This is a genomic window from Roseiflexus sp. (genome assembly GCF_057785375.1).
The window spans coordinates 47226-68720 of record NZ_JBYNRX010000107.1; the positions used below are offsets into that span (position 1 = coordinate 47226).

The window sequence follows — 21495 nt, forward strand, 5'->3', positions numbered from 1 at the left end:
GGAAAAAGAGGTCCGGGCTGGAGCATCATCGCGTAGCCGGCCTGCACGATTGGCGCCGCAGATTTTACGCGCATTCGCGGGCTTTGGTCTACCCGCAGACGGATGATGCGCAATGATGCCGTAGACGGAATCGAACGCTCCGTACACAGGCGATTCCGCTCAAATGGCATCACCGCGCGTCTGGCGTTCTGAACGTTCTGACGCCCCGCTGTGGAAGGCGCCTGGCTCGCGTCTGATCGCTGGAGCCAATACTTGACGACACTAAGTATCAGGAGAAGATTAAACGACCCATGGCTACCGACAATCTGCGTCTCGATGTCGCTGTGTTCATCGACTTCGAGAACGTCTATGTCAGTGTCCGCGACAAACTTGACGTCAATCCGAACTTTGAAATCATCATGGATCGCGTCGCGGACCTGGGACGGGTGGTGATCGCCCGCGCATACGCCGACTGGTATCGCTATCCGCGAGTGACGAGCGCCCTGTATGCCAACGGCATCGAGCCAATGTATGTGCCGACCTACTACTATGATCGGGATCTGGGGCGGACAGGGCGCGCCATCAAGAACAGCGTCGATATGAATCTCTGTATCGACGCGATGAAAACGCTGTACACCAACCCGAACATCGGCAAATTTGTGCTCGCCACCGGCGACCGCGACTTCATTCCGCTGGTGAATGCGATTCGCCAGCACGGGAAGGAAGTCATCATTATCGGGGTGGGCGGCGCCGCCTCCGGGCACCTTGCCCAGAGCGCCGATGAGTTCATCTTCTACGAGCAGTTGCTGGGCAAGAAGCCGCAGCCGTTGCAGACTGACATACCGCGTGTCCGCGAGGCGGAGCGCGGACGCGACGTTGAGAGCGTCGTGGAACCCGCGCCATCGATACGGATGCGCCAGGAACCCCAACCGGCGGAGCGCACGCCGCCGCCTGAGCCGCCCGCGCCCGAACCCGCGCGCGATGAACCCGACGTCTACGAGACACTCGTGCGCGCAGTGCATCTGGCTCGCGAGCGCGGGTATGTCTGCTCCTTCGGGTCGCTCAAACTCGTGATGAAAGAATTGATGGGCGGCGAGTTCAAGGAGAGCAAGTACCGCGACTCGACCGGCAAGCCGTTTGCAAAGTTCAAAGATTTTGCCCTCGAAGCCGAGCGGCGCGGCAAGGTGCAGGTCTTCACCAGCGGCGCTGTTGTCGAAGTCTTTCTGCCCGGCGAGGATCCGTACAAACTCTCGCAGTTCGCACAAGACCTCAAAGAAGAACCGCCGGTCAGCACTTCCACAACGCCTGTCCACGTCGATGCGCATATCGACGGTCGTCCGGTGTCGAACGGTCGCCGTCGTCGCCGCCGCCGCAGTGGCGCCACGCGCCCAACAACCATGTCTGAAACATCCCCGGCGCCAACGCAGGATTTCGTACTGCACGAGGATGTAACGGACGAATTGATGGCGGAGGCGCTGCACGATGCGGTGAACGGCGAAACCTCCACGACGTTCGAGGAATTGCTCGACCGCCTGGAAGCCGAGCGCGAACGACAGGCGGTGCTCGCATCGTTCGATATGCCGATTGACAACATCACACCGGCGATCGATGAGTTGCCCGATCTGGAGGAAGAGCCGGATCGGACGATGCAGAGCGGCGATCTGGCGAACGAACCGGCGTTAGAAGCGCCTGATCTGGTAGACCGGATGATCATCATCGATACGCCGGTCGGGGCGTTAGAGGCGTTCGAGACGCCTGAAACACCGGTCGGCGAAACGGCGACGCACCCGGCAGAGATGCACCCTTTCACCGATGCTGAATGGCAGATGTTGCACGATGTGGTTGCATCGGCGGGACGGCCGCTGTCGTTCGCACAGATCCATGATCTGCTGCGGAGCGCTCGCAACAACGCCGGTATCTTCCGCACGAACGAAGAATTGCGGTCGCTCATCAAGCAGGCGATCAACACCGGCATCCTCCGTCGCAGCGGCAAAGGCGCTCGCGTCGTGTATCACCTGGCGCCGCAAGAAGCGCTCGAAGCAGTGGAGGGAATTCCACACACGCCGGTCGAGGAAGCGCCTGTGTTTGAGCACGAACCGACTCCTGTGGCAGCGGTCGTCATGAAAGACGTTGCAACGGACATTGCCGGGGCATCGGACGTGTCGGCGCCTGTGGTAGAACTGTCGTCGCCTGAAATTGCCGCTCCCGAAGCGTCTGATCTCGACGTTTTACCGGCAGCGGATATGACCGTCGAAATGCCGGGAGAAGCAGTTCCCGGAATATCAGAGGGCGTCATCGGGGCGGGAACGCTTGAGCCTGTATCAACCGCGCTGGAGGGAACGGCGCTTGATGTGGAAGAGTCCGCTGGTGCAACGGAAGTGTTTGCCCCTGCATTAATCACAGAGGAGAAGGCACACACAGACGATGCAACGGCGCCGGCGATCGCAGGGGAAGGGATCGCGGTTGCAGTGAATGTTCCTCACGAAGCGCCGGTCGCGCCCGATACCGGCGAGGCAACCGGGGCTACGGCGTTGATCGAGGGTTCGCCGGCGGACGCAACGAGCGTCGCTCAACCGAAGCCGTGTCGCCGCCGCACAACTGCACCGGTCAAAGCGGAAGCGGGCGAGACGGAGGATGCAGCGCCTGCAGCACAAACCACGCGCTCGCGCAGCAAAGCCACGGTCGCCGCACCAACCGAAAAAGCGCCGCGTCCGACGCGGCGACGGAAGAAAGCCGAGACAACCGAAGAGTCGTCTGAGGCACAATGACTCTACGGTGAGTGTGTGATGATGATCAAGATCTGCGGTGTGCGGAGGCGCGATCATGCTCTGACGGCGGTCGATGCCGGCGCCGATATGCTTGGGCTGGTGTTCGCTCCTTCGCGCCGTCAGATCACAGTTGAGGACGCTGCATCCATCGCTGATGCGGCGCGTGTCGCCGCCAGAGATTGCGGTCGAGCAATCGCGCTGATTGGGGTGTTCGTCAACGAGACGGTGGAACGCATCCGCGACGTTGCACAGTCGTGTGGACTCGATGGCGTTCAACTGAGCGGCGACGAACCTGTCGCGTATGCCGATGCCCTCGAGTCCCTGCTGATCATCAAAGCCATTCGCTTCGATGATTCGGCGCACGAGCATGCGTGGCTGCAACACAACCGGCCTCATGTACGCCTGTTGGTCGATGCTCACGTGCCGGGCAGCTACGGCGGCGCTGGCGTCGTGGCCGACTGGGTTCGCGCCGCCGAACTGGCGCGTCAGCGTCCCTTACTTCTGGCAGGTGGACTGACCCCGGAGAACGTTGCTGGCGCTATCGCGCAGGTAGGTCCGTGGGGTGTCGATGTCAGCAGCGGCGTCGAGAGTAATGGCGTAAAGGATCACACGAAAATTCGCGCATTCATTGCAGCCGCTCGCGCTGCTATGCGATAACACTATGCTGTCTGCGCTTCGATCACTTTCCCTGGCGCTCGTCGGGGCATGCGCTGTGTTGCTTCTCCGGCGTCGTCTGCACCCGGTGCGCCTGCACCCGACCGGTGAGACCACCCCGCCGATCGGCCCGGACGATATTCGACCTGGAATACGCCGCCTGGTGCTCAGTGATCTGCACATGGGCGCAGGTGATCGCCTCGATGACTTTGCCGCCGATACCGAACTTGCGACGTTGTTGCACTCCTATGCCGCTGACTCTGAGCCGACGGAGTTGATCCTGGCAGGCGACACCTTCGAGTTTTTGCAGGTATGCCTGCCGGATGTACCCGACCTCGAGTGGTCGCCGCGCGCGGCAGCGCGGCGCCTGGAAACAATTCTGCATGCGCATGATCAACCGGTGGCGGCGTTGCGCGCCTTCCTGACGCAACGCGAGAATCAGGCGACGGTCATTATTGGGAACCACGACTTCGAGCTGCACTATGCGAGCGCCAAGCAGACGCTGCGCCAGGCGCTTGGACTGGCGCCAGATGATCCGCGACTGCGGTTTGGCGTATCCTACGCAGGTGATGGCATTTTTCTCGTGCACGGCAATCAGTTTGATCGCTGGAACCGTTTTGTTCACTTTGACGGCATCTGTGAACCATTCGAGGTTGTGTTCGGCACGCGCCTGATTCGCCAGGCAATCAATCTGCTGGAAGACGAGCCGGTGGAGGTTGCCACGCTGATCGACAATATCAAGCCGCTGTCAGCCATTTTCTGGTATGCCCTGTCGCTGCCGACGCTGCGCAACCGCGCGACACGCCGGCTGGCGGCGCGCGGTCTGGTGTTGCTGATCAACGTGCTGCTGCAAAACACAGCATATGTGCTCGATGATGACCCACGGCAGCAGACGCAGCGTTCGCTCTGGAGGCCGATGTACCGCCAGGTTGCATTGGCGGCGACCTTGCTGGGACGCGCGGCAGGAGTACGGCGACAATCCGGGGTATTTCCCGAGGTTGCATTCCAACGCGCAGCAGAGCGTCAATTACACCGCTCTGTTCGGGCTTTTGGGAGCGCCTCGATCCGCAGTATGGCACGCATGGCACGCGACCCACGGCATCAGGCGACCAGCCTCTTCATCTGCGGGCATACGCATCAGGCGCAAATCGTGGCATTGAACGAGCGCCAGACGTATATCAATACGGGTACCTGGACCGATGTGGTTGTCGATGTCGTCACCTCGCAACGTCAGCAGCAGCGTTTTCCCTATCTGGAAGTCACCTATCCGGCGCCAGGCGCGTTGCCTGATTGGCGATTACTGGTGTGGCGAGGCGCCGGCGAATCGCCATCTCCGTGGCACGATGAGCGAGCGCCGATGTTGGACAGCGTCGAATACCCGGTATAATAGAGCGTGTGTGAGAACTGAGAACTGAGGATCGAGAACTGAGGATCGAGAACTGAGAATCGAGAACTGAGAATCGAGAACTGAGAATCGAGAACTAAGAACCAGGAACCGGGCAATCTGCACATAGTGATGGGAAACGGTTGTGCCAGCGGACCAGAGCGGCGGTTCCGGGTCTTCCTGCGAAAAGAAGAAACGACGGCGGAAAAGCCTCGGCGAGCGCCAATGAATGTCGTCTGCCGACCCAAGGCGTCTCTCACAGGCAACACATCAATAACAGGGATAACAGAGGAGGTTACACGCATGAAACTCGTTCTTCGTCTTCTTGGCGTAGCAGCGTTGATCGCGCTGGGTATCGTTATCTATCGCGCTGTTCGCCAGTATCGTGAAGACAGCGTCTTCGACCTGGGCGCCAATCCGCAATCGCCGCCGCCATCATCGTCTGGCGGAGAGCCGCGCAGCATCAGTCCTGAGTTGCTGGCCATCCTGGCAGACCCCGGCGATAAGGGACCGGTAGAGTTGATGCGGGATAACGAAGGTAAAGAGTGGCTGGTCAATCGCCGCAATGGGTACCGCTACCCGGTTGAGGACGGCATTCCGATCATGTTGCTCGAAGAAGGTGAGAAAAACCGCGATGAAAGCCTGATCATCCGGCAGGAATAGAGGGTTAGGGGTTAGGGGTTGCGAGAACCGGGAACTGAGGGCGGGAGTCGGGGCTGAAATGGAAGCCCTTCATTGTATGCTTCGCACCCGGAAGGGTTCTGTCTGTTTCCAGACTCTTATACTCATGCACGGTCATTTGAACTATACTGCCGGGGTGCGAAGCGGGATGCCGGGGCGCTGCAGGCGAAAGCCCTCGCTGAGGACGCAGTTCGACCATGCTCACCGCACGCAGTTCGACGGCGCTCACCGCAAGTGGCAGCCCCGCCGGGGCTGCTGATGCCAATGCGCCGTCTGCGTCCACGACATGCCTGCCGGTGTGCACCAACCGTTGCGCCTTGCGAGCTGGACGCTCGAACAGTTTGTCTGACTGAACGCCGCCTGGTATTAGTTCTCAGTTCTCGGTTCTCGGTTCTCGGTTCTCAGCCATGCAGACATTCCTCGGTGGCGCCTTGTATCCGCTGCGCGCTCTCGGTGTTCTCAGGCGCCATCCGGCGCTCTGGCAGTATATTATCGTACCCATCTTCCTGAATATTCTGGCGGGCGTCACTCTGTACGCCGGTTTGCTCGTCGCTGGATTTCGCGTTATTGACGGGTTTATCGCTGGTCTCCCCGAATGGATGGCGTTTATCACGTGGTTACTGCGTGTGCTGCTGGTCATTGCCCTCTTGATCGCCACGGGCTTTGTGCTGGTACGCTTTGGCGTTGTGATCGGCGCGCCATTCTACAGCCGTCTCTCCGAACGGCTGGAAGAACGCTTCGGCAGTGTCGTGTTCGATGCGCCGCCGCCAACTGTGGGGAATGTGGCGCGTGACATTGCCCGCGCCCTGCTGTTCGAGATCAAGAAAGTGCTCCTGGCGTTGATCATCGGAGCGCCAACGTTGCTCCTGAACTTGATTCCGGTTGTCGGTTCGTTCCTGGCAACTGCCGGTGGCATTGCGCTTGGCGCAACCATTTCCTGCCTCGATTTCTTCGATCCGCCGCTTGAGCGTCGCCGGTTGCGCTTTCGTGACAAATTGGGGTTCATTCGACAGGGCTTGCCCGCAACTGCTGGATTCGGGCTGGTGTGCCTTGGTTTGGTGAGCATTCCTTTCATTAACCTGTTTGCCGTGCCTCTCTGTATTACTGCCGGAACCCTCTTCTTCTGCGACAGACGCGGGACCGGGCATGAATTGTCAGGTGGCAATTCGTCTGCACAGGCTCGATCAGATTAAGTGGTTAGGAAATCTTTCTTTTAGATAGAGAAGACGTTCTCTTGACGTGGCGCTAAATTGTGGGTACACTTGCGCCATCCTGATGATTCTCCGTCCAAGCTATCGTCCTCGGTCGAGGATTACTGCGCTCAAGCAATCCCAGCGCGACTCAGCGCTTGACAGATACAACGAAGCAATAGCAGAAAGCAAGTCACGCCGTTTGCCCCATTCGTGCGTCGCAATCGGATGTTTGTCTGCTGTACCCTGTAAACCGTGCCATACCATCCTTCAGGGGCGCAACGGTCAGGAGCGTGATACCTGATACGTGCCACATAGACAGGAAAGGAGTATTCGCATGGTCAAACGAACGCTGGTCATCCTCTGGTCGGTTCTGGCGTTGGGGCTGGCTGCGTGCGGGCAGCCTGCGCCCACGGCGCCCACGGCGGCGCCAGCAGCGCCCACGGCGGCGCCCACAGCCCCTACAGCCGCGCCATCCGGCGAACAACCCACAACGGCGCCCGCTCCGCCTTCTGGCGAAAAACTTCGACTGATCATCGGCACCGGCGGTACCGGCGGCGTGTTTTTCCCCTACGGTGGAGGTCTGGCGCGTATTCTTACTGAAAAGATGCCCAATACCGAAGCGACAGCGCAGGAAACTGGCGGCTCCGTCGATAACATGAAGCTGCTCCAGAATGGCGAAGCGCAGATCGGCTTCACAACTGCGGACTCGGCATACGACGGCATTAACGGTGTGGCGGCGTACCAGGCGACCGGTCCGGTTCCTGCCGCAACGATTGCCGTGCTCTATCAGAGTTTTATCCACGTGGTCGCGCGCGCCGATGCGGGCGTTACGAGCGTTGCCGACCTGAAAGGTCGCCCCGTGTCGATCGGATCGGCGGGCAGTAGCACCGAAACGGCGGCGCTCCGCCTGCTGGAGGCAGCCGGGTTGAAACCGGAGGATGTGATCCGCGAGAACCTGGGCGTGGCCGACTCGGTGGCTGCCATGAAGGATAAGAAGATCGATGCCTTCTTCTGGATCGGCGGTCTGCCGACGGCAGCAGTGACCGACCTGGTCACGACGGAGTCGGTGGTCTTTATCGATACGAGTTCACTCTTGAAGCCAATGGTGGATAAGTACGGTCCGATCTATGCCGCCACCGTGCTGCCTGGCGGCACCTACAAAGGAACCGACACGGATATACCGGGCATTGGTGTGACCAACCTACTTGTGGTGCGCCAGGATATGCCCGCCGATCAGGTGAAAGGCATTCTGACGACCATCTTCGACAACATCGAAGAAGTGCGTCAGATCCACCCGGCGGCGCGCACCCTGTCGCTTGAGACGGCGGTTGCCGGGTCGTCGATACCGTTCCACCCGGCGGCCATTGAGTTCTATAAGGAACGCGGGGTCTGGAAAGAGTAACAGGGCGAGATTGAGGCAAGACGCGGCTTTCCGCTGCGTCTTGCCTCTTTATCTATCATACCGGGTCGTCCATATCTCAATCTCCGCAGCAAGAGGGGTGTCAACGATGAGCATCGCCGCCAACGCTCAGAACGACGACGCGCCTGACAATGAAGTCATTTCGCAGGACAAAGTCGAGCAACTCATCGAGGAGTTCGAGAACGAAGCAGCCACCCGCAAACTGAGTGGCGCCTGGGCATGGATTGCCGGGATTGTCGCGGCTGCGCTCTCGATCTATGCGCTCTACTGGACACAGGCGATCATCACGACTCAGGTCTACCGCGCAACGTTCCTGATGCTCGTCCTGGCATTGACCTTCTTCTACTTTCCGTTGCGCAAAGCTGCGCGCACGAAGGTTCCCTGGTATGATGTGGCGCTGGCAGCGCTTGGCGCTGCCAGTATGATTTATTTGAGCCTCAACTTCCGTGATGCGTTGCAGCGCGTCACTCAACCTACGCCGACTGAACTGGTGATGGGCGCGATTATGCTGTTGCTGGTGCTGGAGGCAACCCGGCGTACCACAGGTATGGCGCTGACGTTGGTGGCGATTTTCTCGATCCTGTATGCGCTGTTCGGGTATGTTTTTCCTGAACCATTCGACCATCGCGGCATCTCACTGCAACGTCTGATCGGCACGAACTATCTGACGTTGCAGGGGGTGTTTGGCGTGCCGCTCGATGTGGCGGCCACCTTCATCGTGCTGTTTACGATCTACGGCGCGGTGCTCGAGTACAGCGGCGCCGGCAAGTTCTTCATCGACTGGTCCTTCGCGGCATTGGGCAAGTCGAAGAGTGGCGCCGGTCCGGGGCGCACTGTAGCAGCCGCCGGGTTCCTGCTCGGAACGGTGTCGGGCAGTGGGGTAGCCACGACGGTGACGCTTGGTTCGCTGTCGTGGCCTATGCTGCGCAAGGCGGGATACGATAAGACGGTCGCCGCCGGTATGCTGGCGGCGTCGGGGATCGGCGCCACGCTTTCACCGCCAACCCTCGGCGCAGCGGCGTTCCTGATCGCCGAATACCTCGACATCTCCTACCTCGATGTGCTGATCATGGCGATCGTGCCGACGATTCTCTACTATCTCTCGATCATTCTCATGATTGAAGCCGACTCGCGCCGCATGAAGACGCAGGCCGTCGAGTTTAAGACCGAACCGCTCTGGGAGTTGACGCGGAAGTTCGGGTATCATTTCTCGTCGCTGTTTGCCGTCGCCATCCTGATGGCGTTTGGTATGACGCCCTTCATGGCGGTCTACTGGTCGATTGTCGTCGCGTTCTTCCTGAGTTTCCTCCGCCCCGAAACACGCCTCTCGTCTCTGAAGGCGCTGGCGGCGGGCGTTGCGCTCATGGCGCTGCTGATGGCGCTGGAGGTGACCGGCGTCCTGCCGCGTATGCGTCCGTCGGTGGCGATCTTCTGGGGATTGATGCTCACCGTCGTGATCGCGGCGGCAATGGCGCTCTACCGGCGAGTACGCGCCATTCCCGGCGAAGATGAGAATATGCGCATCCTGCGGGCGCTAGAGTATGGCGGGCGCAGTGTGGTGTCGATTGCTGCCACCACCGCCTGCGCCGGCATCATCGTCTCAGCCGTGACGCTAACCGGGCTGGGGTTGAAGATTTCGGGCATGATCGTGAGCCTGGGCGGCGGCAATATCTTGATGACAGTCTTCTTTGCTGCGGTTGCGGTCTGGGTGCTGGGGCTGGCGGTGCCGGTCACTGCGTCGTACATTCTGGCAGCAGTGATGATCGTTCCGGCACTCCGGCAGGTCGGTGTGCCGGAACCTGCTGCGCATATGTTCATTTTCTACTATGCCGTGCTTGCCGATGTGTCGCCGCCGACGGCGCTGGCGCCAATGGCTGCTGCTGCTATTACCGGCGGTCGTCCCTGGCCCACGATGTTTATGGCGTGGAAGTATTGTTTGCCCGGCTTTCTGGTGCCGTTTATGTTTACGATGACGATCGATGGCACGAGTCTGCTGCTGTTGTTGCAACAGGTTGGCAAAGATGTGGGCATGGTGGCGCTGGCATTCAAGCCTGCCTGGTATGAGGCGCTTGCAGCGGGCGGATGGGTCACGATCACGGTCACATTCCTGACCAGTTGCGTGGCAGTCGGTGCGCTGGCGGTCACTTTTGGCGGATGGTTGCTCCGTCAGGCGAATCTTTTCGAGCGGGTGCTGATGGGTATTGCCGGTCTGGCGATGCTCTATGCCGACCTGGGAGCGGATGCTGTCGGGTTTGGGTTGTTCATTGTGGGCGTGCTGATTCACGTGGTACGGGTGCGCCAGATGCGCAAGGCAGAGCCGGTCGCTGTCGCCGTAGCGGAAACGGAGACGTTCGGCGAGCGTTCGGTTGGATGATGATCAAGCCCCTCCCTCCCCTTCCCCCCTCTCCCACGCGGGGGGAAGGCGACCCTGTTCCCTCCCCCCTGTCCCCCTCGCCCACGCGGGGAGAGGGGGGAACATTGCACCCCTCCCCCGTGATGGGGGAGGGGAAGGGGGTGGGGGTACGCTCCCCTCCTCCACAAGGGGGAAGGGGGAAGCCCTAACCCCTAACCCCAGTAGCATGCAGAATCTCGCGCAGGAACCGTCCCGTGTGCGATGCCTCGACCAGCGCAACCTCTTCGGGTGTGCCAGCAGCCACGACCATGCCGCCGCCGTCGCCGCCTTCCGGTCCCATGTCGATGATCCAGTCTGCGGTCTTAATCACGTCGAGATTGTGTTCGATGACGAGCACGGTGTTGCCGGCGTCCACCAGGCGATGCAGCACCGTGAGCAAGCGTTGCACATCGGCGAAGTGCAACCCGGTCGTTGGCTCATCGAGAATGTACATGGTGCGACCGGTGGCGACGCGCGCCAGTTCTTTCGCCAGTTTCACACGCTGCGCCTCGCCGCCGGAGAGGGTCGTCGCCGACTGACCGAGTTTGATGTAGTCCAGCCCGACATCATGCAGCGTCTGCAAAATGCGCTTGATACGCGGCACATTGTCGAAGAATTCCAGCGCCGTCTGCACATCCATATCGAGAACGTCGGCGATGGACTTGCCTTTGTATTTGACCTGCAACGTTTCGCGGTTGTACCGTTTGCCCTTGCAGACATCGCAACGCACCCAGACGTCTGCCAGGAACTGCATATCGATGCGCTTTTCACCGTTGCCCTCGCAGGCTTCGCAGCGCCCGCCCTTCAGGTTGAACGAGAAGCGCCCGGCGTTGTAGCCGCGCAGTTTCGCCTCATTGGTCGAGGCGAACAGCTCACGGATCAGGTCGAACAGTTTGACATACGTCGCCGGGTTCGAGCGTGGCGTCCGCCCGATCGGTTGCTGATCGATGTCGATCACCTTATCGAGATGTTCCAGCCCGCGCAATGCGCGGAAGGGTCCCGGCTTCAACTGAGCGCGATTCAGGCGGTTCGCCAGCGCCGGGTACAGGGTCTCGGTGATCAACGATGATTTGCCTGAACCCGACACCCCCGTAACGCAGATGAAGACGCCGAGTGGGAAGCGGACGGTCACGTTGCGCAGGTTGTTCATCGTGGCGCCTTCGAGTTCGAGCCATGGTCCCTCTGCCGGGTCGGTCTGATGGTCGAGGCGACGGCGGCGACGAGGGGCATCCGGTGGTGTCTCGGCTCCTGACCGCACCCGTGCAGCGCGGCGCTGCTGCGGCACGGGGATTGCCAGTCGCCCCGCCAGATACGCACCGGTCAACGACTCAGGCATCGTTGCCACCACGTCGGGTGGACCGGCGGCGACGATCTGCCCGCCCTTGACCCCTGCGCCTGGACCAAAATCGATGAGCCAGTCAGCCGCTTGCATGGTTTCCAGGTCGTGTTCGACCACTACGACAGTATTGCCCAGGTCGCGCAGTTTAAGCAGCGTATTGAGGAGTTTGCGGTTGTCACGCTGGTGTAGCCCAATGCTTGGCTCGTCGAGAATGTAGGTCACTCCCACGAGACCGGAGCCGATCTGCGACGCCAGGCGGATGCGTTGCGCCTCGCCGCCGGACAACGTCGGCGCGGGGCGTTCGAGCGTCAGGTAATGAAGACCGACATTCAGGAGAAAACCGAGACGCTCACTGATTTCCTTCAGCACGTCGCTGACGATTGCCATCTGGTAGCCGGTCAGCGGGGTCACCTTGTAGTGCTGTGCAGCGCCGTTGCCCGCAGCAACCGCCGCCGTCATCAGCTCTGCCGCGTCGTCTGCCGGATGTACGCCATTTCCGGGTATGCCGCTCAGAGCATTGACCCACGCCAGCGCCTCTGCAATTGTCATCCGGGTAACGTCGTGGATCGACAAACCGCCGACCCGGACTGCCAGGCTTTCGGGGCGCAGGCGCGCGCCGCCGCATGCGGGGCAGAGTTGCTCGCTCATGAAGCTCTGGTAATACTCGCGTGTATAGTCGCTGCCGGTCTGCTGATAGCGGCGGCGAATTTCACTTGCCAGCCCTTCCCACGTGCGCAGATACTCGCCACGACTGTCACCGCCTTCATCGCCCCAGCGGAAGCGAATCCGCTCTTTGCCGCTGCCGTAGATAATGGCATGGCGCGCCTGTTCACTGAGTTGTTCCCAGGGCGTGTCGAGATCGAAGCCATAGTGCTGCGCAATCGCCAGCAACGCGCGGTATCCCCACGAATCGCGTTTCTTGCGCAGTTCGCCCCAATAGGTCACCGCGCCTTCGTGCAGGGTCAACGACGGGTTGGGAACCAACAGCAGCGGATCGACTTCCAGCCGGACGCCGAGACCGGTGCATTCGGGGCAGGCGCCCTGCGGGCTGTTGAATGAGAACATTTGCGGCGAGAGTTCGGGGAACGAGATGCCGCAGTGGGTGCAGGTATTGGCTTCGCTCATCAGCCATTCTTCGGCGGCGCCGGTTTTATTCTGAATGCTAATGATCAACTGCCCCTCGCCAACACGCAACGCCTGCTCGACGCTGTCGGTCAGACGGGTGATGAAAGCGTCCCACTCGCCCTGCGCCCCTTCCTGCGCCCGGCCGAGGGGACCGCCGACAGGGTGCGCCTGATCGGTTGCCGCGTCGCGTGCAGGCATCGCCAGCCGGTCAATCACGATCTCGATCGTGTGCTTGACCTTCTTGTTGAGTTTAATCTCACTCGCCAGATCGAAGATCTCGCCATCGACGCGCACCCGGGCAAACCCTTCGGCGCGCGCTTCGGCGAAGACGTCCTTGTACTCGCCTTTGCGTTGCGACACGAGCGGCGCCAGTACCATAAAGCGCGTCCCGGCCGGCAAGGTCAGCACCCGATTGACCATCTGCTCGGCGCTCTGCGAACTGACCGGACGGCCGCACACGTGGCAGTGCTGCACCCCAACGCGGGCATAGAGGAGGCGCAAATAGTCGTAGATCTCAGTCACAGTGCCGACGGTCGAGCGCGGGTTTTTCGACGCGCTCTTCTGCTCGATGGCAATGGCGGGCGACAGTCCTTCGATGGTATCGACCTTTGGCTTTTCCATCTGACCAAGGAACTGCCGCGCATACGCCGAGAGGGACTCGACATAGCGGCGTTGCCCTTCGGCGTACAACGTGTCGAATGCCAGCGATGACTTGCCCGAACCAGAGACGCCGGTCAGGACAACCAGTTTATCGCGCGGGATTTCGAGGTCGATCCCTTTCAGGTTGTGCTCGCGCGCACCCTTGATGACGATAGCGTCCTTTGCCACGATCTGACGACCTTTCGCAGGATAAAGCGCTGCCAACAAAAACAAGAGACACCCTGTTCGTGAAGCGTCTCTACAGCCGTTATGCAACGAAGTGAACAGGTGTGCGATAGTATAGCATCGCCTGGATGTCGGGTCAATCGCATCTATCCGCCATGGCGGGTCGGAGACGCGCCACGACGTTGTGCCGGATGGTGGGCGGGTCGGAGACGCGCCCCTACGTCGGGCGGGTCAGAGACCCGCCCCTACCTGCAACGTTCCTCTCTTGGATACGTACTCTGGGGAGCAAAGGGTTTTCCGGCAGACCTTAATGACGTTCGGTCCCAAAAAACCACCACGTGACAGCGACCGAGAGCGCGTACAGGGTCGCGGTCGCAACGAACAGCGGACCAAAGCCATACCGTTCCTGAACGAATGTGCTGATCAACGGCGCAATAAGAAACCCGGCGCTGTACGCTGCTCCGAGGAGACCGATCATGAACGGGCGCGCGCTTTCCTCGGTCTGCTCCATCGCGTAGGCATCGTAGAGCGGCGCCGCCATGTTGAATGCCACCACCCGCGCCAGCGCTGCGGCAATAGCGAGCCACAGATCCGACGCCGCTCCCAGGATCAGCAGCAACGGCACGCCAATCGCGCGAGTCACTGCCACGGTGCGCATCTTCCCCAGCCGCGCCGCCAGCGCCGGACCGGTCAACGACGCGAGACCGGTGGCCACGTCGAACCCGGCGAAGAGCGCGCCGAGCGCGCGATTGTCGAGACCGAAGCGTTCGCGGAAGTAGAGGTTGAGGTAGGGAATGAGCAGCGCCGCGCCCCACGAGATCAGGAACGGCGGCAGCAGCAGTTTTACCGTCAGCATCGGTTGACGCAGCAATGCACGCAGCGGCGTTGGCAGAAGCGCGAACCACTGCCGGGCAAATGCCAGCCAGGTTGGGACGTCATCGACTGGAACTTCTGCCCTCGTCAGCGTAGCGCTTTCAGACAGTAGCGGCGCCGGTGTGCGCCTCGGTTCACGAATGAGCAGCAGTGGCGGCAGCGATGCCAGCGCTCCAATCCCTGCGACTGCAAACACAGCGCGGTAGGTCGTGCCGCTATCGGCGGGGATGCCGAGCGCGCCCCCCAGCGCATCGGCGAGAATCCCGGCGCCCAGGTTGCCGATGCCGCTCAATCCGACGGCAACCGCTGCACTGGCGCTGAACAGGTAATCGCGGGTGGCATCATTGCTGAGGCGCATCATGAGCGGCGCGGCAGTCACCTGCATCAGCACGGACGCGATCCCCATCAGCGCGGCGGAACAGACCAGCAGCGCCGCCTGCGGGAAAGCGGCAAACAGCAGCATGCCGGCGGCATACAGTACGACCGACACCGCAATTGCAAGGCGCAACCCAAGACGCTGCACGCTCAACCAGAGCGGCAGGCTCAACAGCGCCGCAACCGCCTGCGTTACCGTTTGCAGCATGCCAAGGAAGCCACGGGAATACCCGAGCGCCAGCACTGCCAGGTTGTAGTACAACGCCACGAACGAAAGGCTGAGCGTGAGAATCGCCAGGTGCAGAAGATAACGACGCGCGCAAGTTTCCAGCGCGCGCCAGCGTTCGATAACGTGGTGCATGCAATGTTTCAATGTGGGCGTGGCGCCGCCGTGCCCCTACGCCTTTCCCGCTCGCCATGCGCAACGTTCAATGTGTACCGCCGGGCGCATGTGACGTTTTTCGCGGGCGTGGCGCCGCCACGCCCCTACACACCGCCACCGGTGATGATGTGCGACGTTGCGGTGCGACGTTCAACATGTTCCTACCTTCAACCTTATTCACCCTCACGCCTCGCACCTCACGCCTCACGCCTCGCGCCTCACTTGAACCGATGCTCCTCCGGGTCGTTCATGTCGAACCCTATGGCATCGAGGCGCTGCCAGAGATCGTTGGGGATGGGGACGCGCGCCAGGTCCAGGGTGGCGGCGATGCGCTCCGGTTTGCTGACGCCGACGACGGTCGAGGTGATCCGCAGATCGCGCAGCGAAAACTGCAATGCTGCGGCAGCCAGCGGAACGCCATACTCCTGGCAGACCGCCGCCATGGCGCGCACCCGCTCCACGAGCGCAGGCGGTGCATCCTGATACGCATAGCGCGCGTAAGCGTCCGGTCCTTTGGCGAGGATGCCGCTGCCATACGGCGCCGCATTCACTACCGCCACTCCCCGGCGGACCGCCACATCGAGCAGCGGTTCCGCCGAGCGGTTCAGCAGTGTGTAACGGTTGTGCGTCTCAACCGCCATGAACGCCCCGGTTTCGACGTAGCGAATCAGCATGTCGATCGGACCGCCGGAAATGCCGATATGCTCGATCACCCCTTCCGCCTGGAAGCGCTGTAAGACCTCCAGTGGACCGCCTTTGCCCATGACATTCTCGAATGTCGTGTGCTCCGGGTCGTGGATGTAGACAAACTGAAGGCGATCCAGCCCCAGCAGGTTCAGGCTGCGCTCGATCGAGCGTTTGATCTGGTCGCCGCTGAAATCGCCGGTCGCCAGGTCGCGGTCAGCTTTCGTCGCCAGCACAAAACCGGCGGGTAACCCGCCGATCATCCGCATGACCTTGCCGATCCGACGTTCGCTTTCGCCGTCGCCATAGGCGGCGGCGGTGTCGAGAAAGTTGATCGGACTGCGGAAGGCTTCGATCAGGGTTGCAATCGCCTGTTCTTCGGCGACGCCGTAGGCGAACGTTTCGGGCATGTTGCCGAGTGGCGCACATCCGATGCAGAGCGGCGTCACCTGAAAGCCGGTGCGCCCAAATGAACGACGTGGCAGATTTGATGATGGGTCGGACATGGCGGAAATCCTGTTGGCGGTATACGAAGAGCGCTGGCAGGGATTATCGCAAGGAACAGGATGGGTGTCAAACTGTTTGAACCTTCGGGCACTCTGCTCGCGAGCAGAAGTAGGAAAAATGCCACAGCCACCAGGATAAAGAACACGATCCAGCCAATGCCAATCGCAATACCCAGCCACGCAAGCGTTTTACCCTTCTCTGCGCCCTCTGTCCGCCTGATCCGCCCAAGTGCGAGGATGCCGGTCACCACTGCGACGAGCACGCTGAGATTTCGTACCGGTATGAGTATCCCATCGACGAGGGTCACAATCAGGTCATCGTTGGTCGGCGCCAGGCGAAGCACAGCGAACGTCCCTGCTATGCAGAGCAGAGCGAGAAGCCCGCTCACAAAACTGATGATTGCCAACCGGTTGACTCGGATAGCACGAGTTGTCATCATACCCTCCTTTCTGCACCCTGTGGCGACGTTGGCGCGCAACACGGGCGCAGATGTCAAAGCCGCACCCCTCCCACAGTGCGGGAGAAGGAGCGGAGGTGATGGCGAACAAGGGCGCCCAGGCGCCGATCCCGTCGAGGCGCCTGAACGACGCGCCTGCAAGGCGGGACTTCCCCCTCCTGATGGTGCAACGTTCCACACGAAGAGCCTATCCGAAAAATCGCTGACTGAAGTGCGACCGGGTAGGCGAAGGCATTGCCTTCGCCTACCCAACGATCTTCTCCGGATAGGCGCTAAGCGGCGCCCTCCCGTTGTGTGTCCGGCGATTACGTCGCCGACTGCCGCGCCTTTGGAACATATTGAGTCCGTTTCAGTTTCCGCGTTGCCTTTGGTCCGGCGATCACGTGACCGATTGCCGCGCCTTTGGAACCATGGTCTGCGGTGCGCCATAGGTCAGGCTGCGCCATACCCACTCCAGCGGTCCAAATCGGAAGCGTTTCAGCCAGACGACGCTGATGAGCAACTGGAGCAGCCAGATGGTCAGACTGATCAGCAGCCCGACAAACGCCCCCACCTGACCGAACAGTCCCAAGCCGTAACTGTAGAAGATGAGCGTGCAGACGACCGATTGCATGATGTAGTTACTCAACGCCATCCGGCCTGCCGCTGCCAGCGGTTCCAGCCGGCGATGCCAGGCTTCCTGACGAGTGAGCATCACAAATGCCGCCATGTAGCCGTAACTCAGCGCCGGACCGAACACCAGCAGCAGTAATGACGGCAATCCCGCCAGCGGCGAGGTCATATCCACCGTCCACATCAGCCACGTCAGCCCAAGGTTGGCGACCAGACCAACCGCCAGGCACACGCCTCCGCCCGGCAACCGGCGCTCGTTTGCGGGCAACTGCATCAGGCGCTGGAAGACCTGGCGTTTGCCAGCGTACACGCCAGCCAGGAAGATCGCCAGGATCTGAAGGACGTTTCCGCTCAACAAGAAGAATACCAGAACGATCAGCCACTCGACAGCGCGCCAGACGAAGATCTGCCCCCACGTTCCGCGGGCGTAGGTCTCGATCGCCTGCCGTTCCAGATCGCGCACGAGTGTCATGACTTCGTCCATGCCGCCTGCATCGGTTGGTGCGAGACTTGCCGTCAGGATGCCCAGAACGATGAGCCCTGCGCTCAAGATGATCGGGATGGCGATCAGCACGCCCGCCCAGATCAGGAGTGTTCGCGGTTGCGCCTTGCGAAACAGCAGGGCGACCAGACCAACCAGCGCATAGATGAACAGAATGTCGCCATTCCAGATCAACAGAGCATGCGCCAGACCAAATCCCATCAACACCAGCAGCCGGCGAACCATGAAGTGCGCCGGAGCGCCGCCGGCTTCCTGCACACGCTCCATCTGCAACCACATCCCCAACCCGAAAAGGAACGAGAACAATGGGTAGAACTTGCCCGTCGCCAGTGCGTATGTGAGAAACTCAACAGCATGGTCGAGCGCGCCGTCACCGCGCGGCGTCCCGGTGAATACGGCGATGAACGGAAAACTGAAGATGCCCATGTTGACTATCAGGATGCCCAGCAGGGCGAATCCACGCAGAATGTCGAGCAGATCGATCCGCTCGCGCGTCGTGGTCGGCGCTATCGTATGGGACATATGACTGACCCCTTTCTCTCTCGTCATTGATAAGACGTCCATTCCTGCCCGTTTGTGGCACATTCAGAGGCTCACGTTGCTTAAACGCTCCTCCTCGCGCCTCGCGCCTCTCACCTCTCACCTCTCACCTCTCACCTCTCACCTCTCACCTCGCGCCTCGCGCCTCGCGCCTCGCGCCTCGCGCCTCGCGCCTCGCGCCTTGCGCCTCTTATCACTCCTCACTCGTCAATCCATCTCTCAGGGCGCGCACCCGGCGCCAGCTGACAATAGTCTGCACCACCAGATAGAGCAACGCGCACAACCACCACGTTCCAAAGCCCGCAAGCATCCAGGGTGCAACCGAGGGCGCTGCAGCGTTCGCGCCGCCATCAGGTTCGCCTGACGCCATGAGGTATCCCCCAATGCCTCCCAGGATGCCAGCGATATTGATCGCCAGAAAGACAACGTACATCACCAGCGCAGACTCCTGCCCCTGAAATGATGACCATGCACCGACGCGCGCCGTCAGCGTGCGTTCGATGCGCCACTTGATCGCCAGGAGCGTGATGGCTGCAATCGCCGGGACGATCGCACCCGCAGGCGTATAGAGCGCTATTGCGCCGATGGCGATGCCGAGCAGGTGATACGCGAGCGTCAGACTGCTGGCGCTCCGGCGCAAACGTTGCACCTGAGCGTCGGGGGCGGGTTCGACAGCCGCTGGCGCTCCTTCCAGCGCCTCCAGAAGCCGGATCTGACGTTGGATGAGCAGCGCACCGAGTGCGCTGACGATGATAAAGAGCGGATAGAACAGGGCGAGAAACGAAATGATCCAGGATTGATCGAGCGTATCGTGGAACAGCCGTACTGCCTCTATCGAACCAAAGAACCCGCCATACACCAGAATCTGGAACACCATCGCGAAACCGATGAGCAGCAATTGTTCACGCAGACGGGCGCGGAGCGCCGGCAACATCGCCCATTCTCTGATTCGCGTGTTGAGCGTGCGATAGAAACGGAGATGGAGCACACCAATCGCTGCTGTCCCAATCAGCCCGATTGCCGCCAGCGGGAATGCACGCAGTGAAAAGGCGATCCATACCAGTACGATCAGCAGATTGAATGCTGCACCGGTATCGTAGTAGTGGATCAGGCGCCGCCAGACCGAATCCGAAGGTTGCCCATCGAACACGCGACGGCGCCAGTTCAGGCTGGCGATGATCAGCGGCGCGCCGACAATCGCCCCAACGACCCCCAACCCTGCCAGATATGACCAGACGCCAGACTCCCCTGTGGCTGTACGCGTCAGGAGCCAGACCATCAGCGCCCCTGCAATGGGGAGCGCCGTCGCTGCCAGACTGGTCAGACCGCTGGCGCCGTACACCTGCTGAAGCCGTTCTTCTTTCATACGTCGCTCCTTTTCTTCACGCTCGTGCTGTGTCGTTAGCGGTATGCGAAACTGTGCCGTTGTTCCCCGACCTGGCGCCGAGTGCACCTGCAAGGAACCTCCTGTCGACTCAACACGGGTGCGCATATTGGCCAACCCCATGCCTGATGGCGTTGTTTCCGGATCGAACCCCTGCCCATCGTCTTCGACGCACACCTGCAGCCAATCCCTGCCTTCCGCTGTTTCCTGCGCGAGGGTCACGCGCACGTGGCGGGCGCGTGCATGGCGCGCCGTGTTCGAGAGCGCTTCCTGAACGACGCGAAAAATCGTTTCCTGCGCGCCGGGCGGCAGGCGCTCTTCGCCAGGCAGTGGATCGTGGCGCAGATCGGTCGTCACTTCAGCGCGGAAGTGCAACGCTTCGAGTTGCTCGCGGATGGCTTCGATCAGGCCAATGGTCGCCAGCGGCTGCGGGTGCAGATGGGTCAGGAGCGTCTTCATCTCCGCCAGCGCCGCCTGTGAGAGATCGCGCACATGCTGCATGTGCAGCGCTGCGCCGCCGGGGTCGCGTTCGTGCAGACTCTGCGCTGTTGCAGCCGCCACATTGATGCTGAATAACTGCTGTTTGATCGTGTCGTGCAGATCGCGCGCCAACCGGTTGCGTTCTTCCTGCGTGGCAGCCTCACGCAATTGCGAGATCAGCGCGGATCGCTGCTCGCCGAGATCGTGTGCGCGCATCTCGGTCTCATACCGCAAGCGCCGGATGACCAACCGCTGCATCAGTGCCAGCGTGATCAGCAGGGCGACTCCCAACACGACCGCCACTGCCAGCGCGATCAGCATCAATCCCTGGCGATCCGCCGGTTGTTCACCCTGCCCGCCGCCGGTGAGCGTTGGCGCGAAGACGATCAGCAACGCCGCCGCTGCCGCCGCCGCACCAAAACCGGCGCTCAGGATCAGTGTGGTCAGGGTTTCGATTGATGGGCGTTTCTCTGGTGATATGGACATACGTTCAATCCGCGGATGAAATTGTCAACTGTGCTGTGATCCCAGGATACCCTCGCTGGCGCTGCTGCGCCACCCCTGGCATAGTGATTCTGTATCACTCGTTTGGGGGAGAGGGGCGAGGCGCGAGGCGCAAGGCGCGAGGCGCGAGGCGCGGAGGAGCGGGGCAGGGGCACGGGACTTGCCCCTAGACCGGCGGGGACACGCAGCGTAGGAGCGCCCCTGGTGGGCGCCCGCTGCGGGCAGGGGGGTGCAGGCATGATGGGTCAGGAAACGACGCTCCGGCTGCCAGCGATTGAAATCGCCCCTGATGGACCTGCGGCCGACCGTCCGCCTGCGCGGACGGGAACGGCGGCGTCCACGCAGGTGGACGCCCGGCGGAACGTCTGCCTGGCGCGACTTCAGTCGCCAGCTGAGGTGCAGCACAGTAGGGACGCGCTTGCTTGCCGCCTGACA

The 21495-nt window shown here is 61.3% G+C and carries 14 protein-coding genes; 8 read left to right on the forward strand and 6 right to left on the reverse strand.

Annotation, left to right across the window (positions count from 1 at the left end; all coding sequences use genetic code 11):
* Positions 1-290: 290 nt before the first annotated feature.
* The 7 genes from AC3EA7_RS21605 (at position 291) to AC3EA7_RS21635 (ending at position 10453) form a co-directional block, all read left to right on the forward strand.
* The gene (locus AC3EA7_RS21605) at positions 291-2747 is read left to right on the forward strand and encodes an NYN domain-containing protein (RefSeq protein WP_488616146.1); all 2457 of its coding nucleotides are present in this window, start codon (positions 291-293) and stop codon (positions 2745-2747) included.
* Positions 2748-2765: 18 nt separating this feature from the next.
* The gene (locus AC3EA7_RS21610) at positions 2766-3404 is read left to right on the forward strand and encodes a phosphoribosylanthranilate isomerase (protein ID WP_488616147.1); all 639 of its coding nucleotides are present in this window, start codon (positions 2766-2768) and stop codon (positions 3402-3404) included.
* Between the two features lie 4 nt (positions 3405-3408).
* Positions 3409-4788, forward strand: coding sequence for a metallophosphoesterase (locus AC3EA7_RS21615; RefSeq protein WP_488616148.1), 1380 nt, complete (start codon positions 3409-3411; stop codon positions 4786-4788).
* A 300-nt stretch (positions 4789-5088) separates the two neighbouring features.
* Positions 5089-5448, forward strand: coding sequence for a Trm112 family protein (locus tag AC3EA7_RS21620; protein ID WP_488616149.1), 360 nt, complete (start codon positions 5089-5091; stop codon positions 5446-5448).
* Positions 5449-5873: 425 nt separating this feature from the next.
* Entirely contained in the window at positions 5874-6659 is a 786-nt protein-coding gene (locus AC3EA7_RS21625) for an EI24 domain-containing protein (protein ID WP_488616150.1), read from the forward strand.
* Positions 6660-6993: 334 nt separating this feature from the next.
* Positions 6994-8061, forward strand: a complete 1068-nt coding sequence (locus AC3EA7_RS21630) for a TAXI family TRAP transporter solute-binding subunit (protein WP_488616151.1) — start codon at positions 6994-6996, stop codon at positions 8059-8061.
* Between the two features lie 106 nt (positions 8062-8167).
* Positions 8168-10453 (forward strand): TRAP transporter permease, encoded by a 2286-nt coding sequence (locus AC3EA7_RS21635; RefSeq protein ID WP_488616152.1) that lies wholly within the window; start codon positions 8168-8170, stop codon positions 10451-10453.
* Positions 10454-10637: 184 nt separating this feature from the next.
* On the opposite strand, the gene AC3EA7_RS21640 is transcribed toward AC3EA7_RS21635, so the two are convergent.
* The 6 genes from AC3EA7_RS21640 to AC3EA7_RS21665 form a co-directional block, all read right to left on the reverse strand.
* Positions 10638-13763: an excinuclease ABC subunit UvrA gene (locus AC3EA7_RS21640; protein WP_488616153.1), complete on the reverse strand. Its 3126-nt coding sequence runs from the start codon at positions 13761-13763 to the stop codon at positions 10638-10640.
* Between the two features lie 304 nt (positions 13764-14067).
* Complete coding sequence (locus tag AC3EA7_RS21645) at positions 14068-15369, reverse strand: MFS transporter (protein ID WP_488616154.1); 1302 nt, start codon at positions 15367-15369, stop codon at positions 14068-14070.
* Between the two features lie 239 nt (positions 15370-15608).
* On the reverse strand, positions 15609-16580 hold the full coding sequence (locus tag AC3EA7_RS21650) for an aldo/keto reductase (protein ID WP_488616155.1): 972 nt from the start codon (positions 16578-16580) through the stop codon (positions 15609-15611).
* Complete coding sequence (locus tag AC3EA7_RS21655; RefSeq protein WP_488616156.1) at positions 16520-17020, reverse strand: DUF4190 domain-containing protein; 501 nt, start codon at positions 17018-17020, stop codon at positions 16520-16522. Before AC3EA7_RS21655 ends, AC3EA7_RS21650 begins: the two co-directional genes overlap by 61 nt.
* 397 nt (positions 17021-17417) lie before the next feature.
* A complete protein-coding gene (locus AC3EA7_RS21660) occupies positions 17418-18674 on the reverse strand; it encodes a DUF418 domain-containing protein (RefSeq protein WP_488616157.1) in 1257 nt (418 codons plus the stop codon).
* Between the two features lie 211 nt (positions 18675-18885).
* The gene (locus AC3EA7_RS21665) at positions 18886-21042 is read right to left on the reverse strand and encodes a sensor histidine kinase (RefSeq protein WP_488616158.1); all 2157 of its coding nucleotides are present in this window, start codon (positions 21040-21042) and stop codon (positions 18886-18888) included.
* A 255-nt stretch (positions 21043-21297) separates the two neighbouring features.
* Here AC3EA7_RS21665 and AC3EA7_RS21670 point away from each other — a divergent pair.
* On the forward strand, positions 21298-21495 hold a 198-nt coding region (locus AC3EA7_RS21670), incomplete at its 3' end, for a hypothetical protein (protein WP_488616159.1).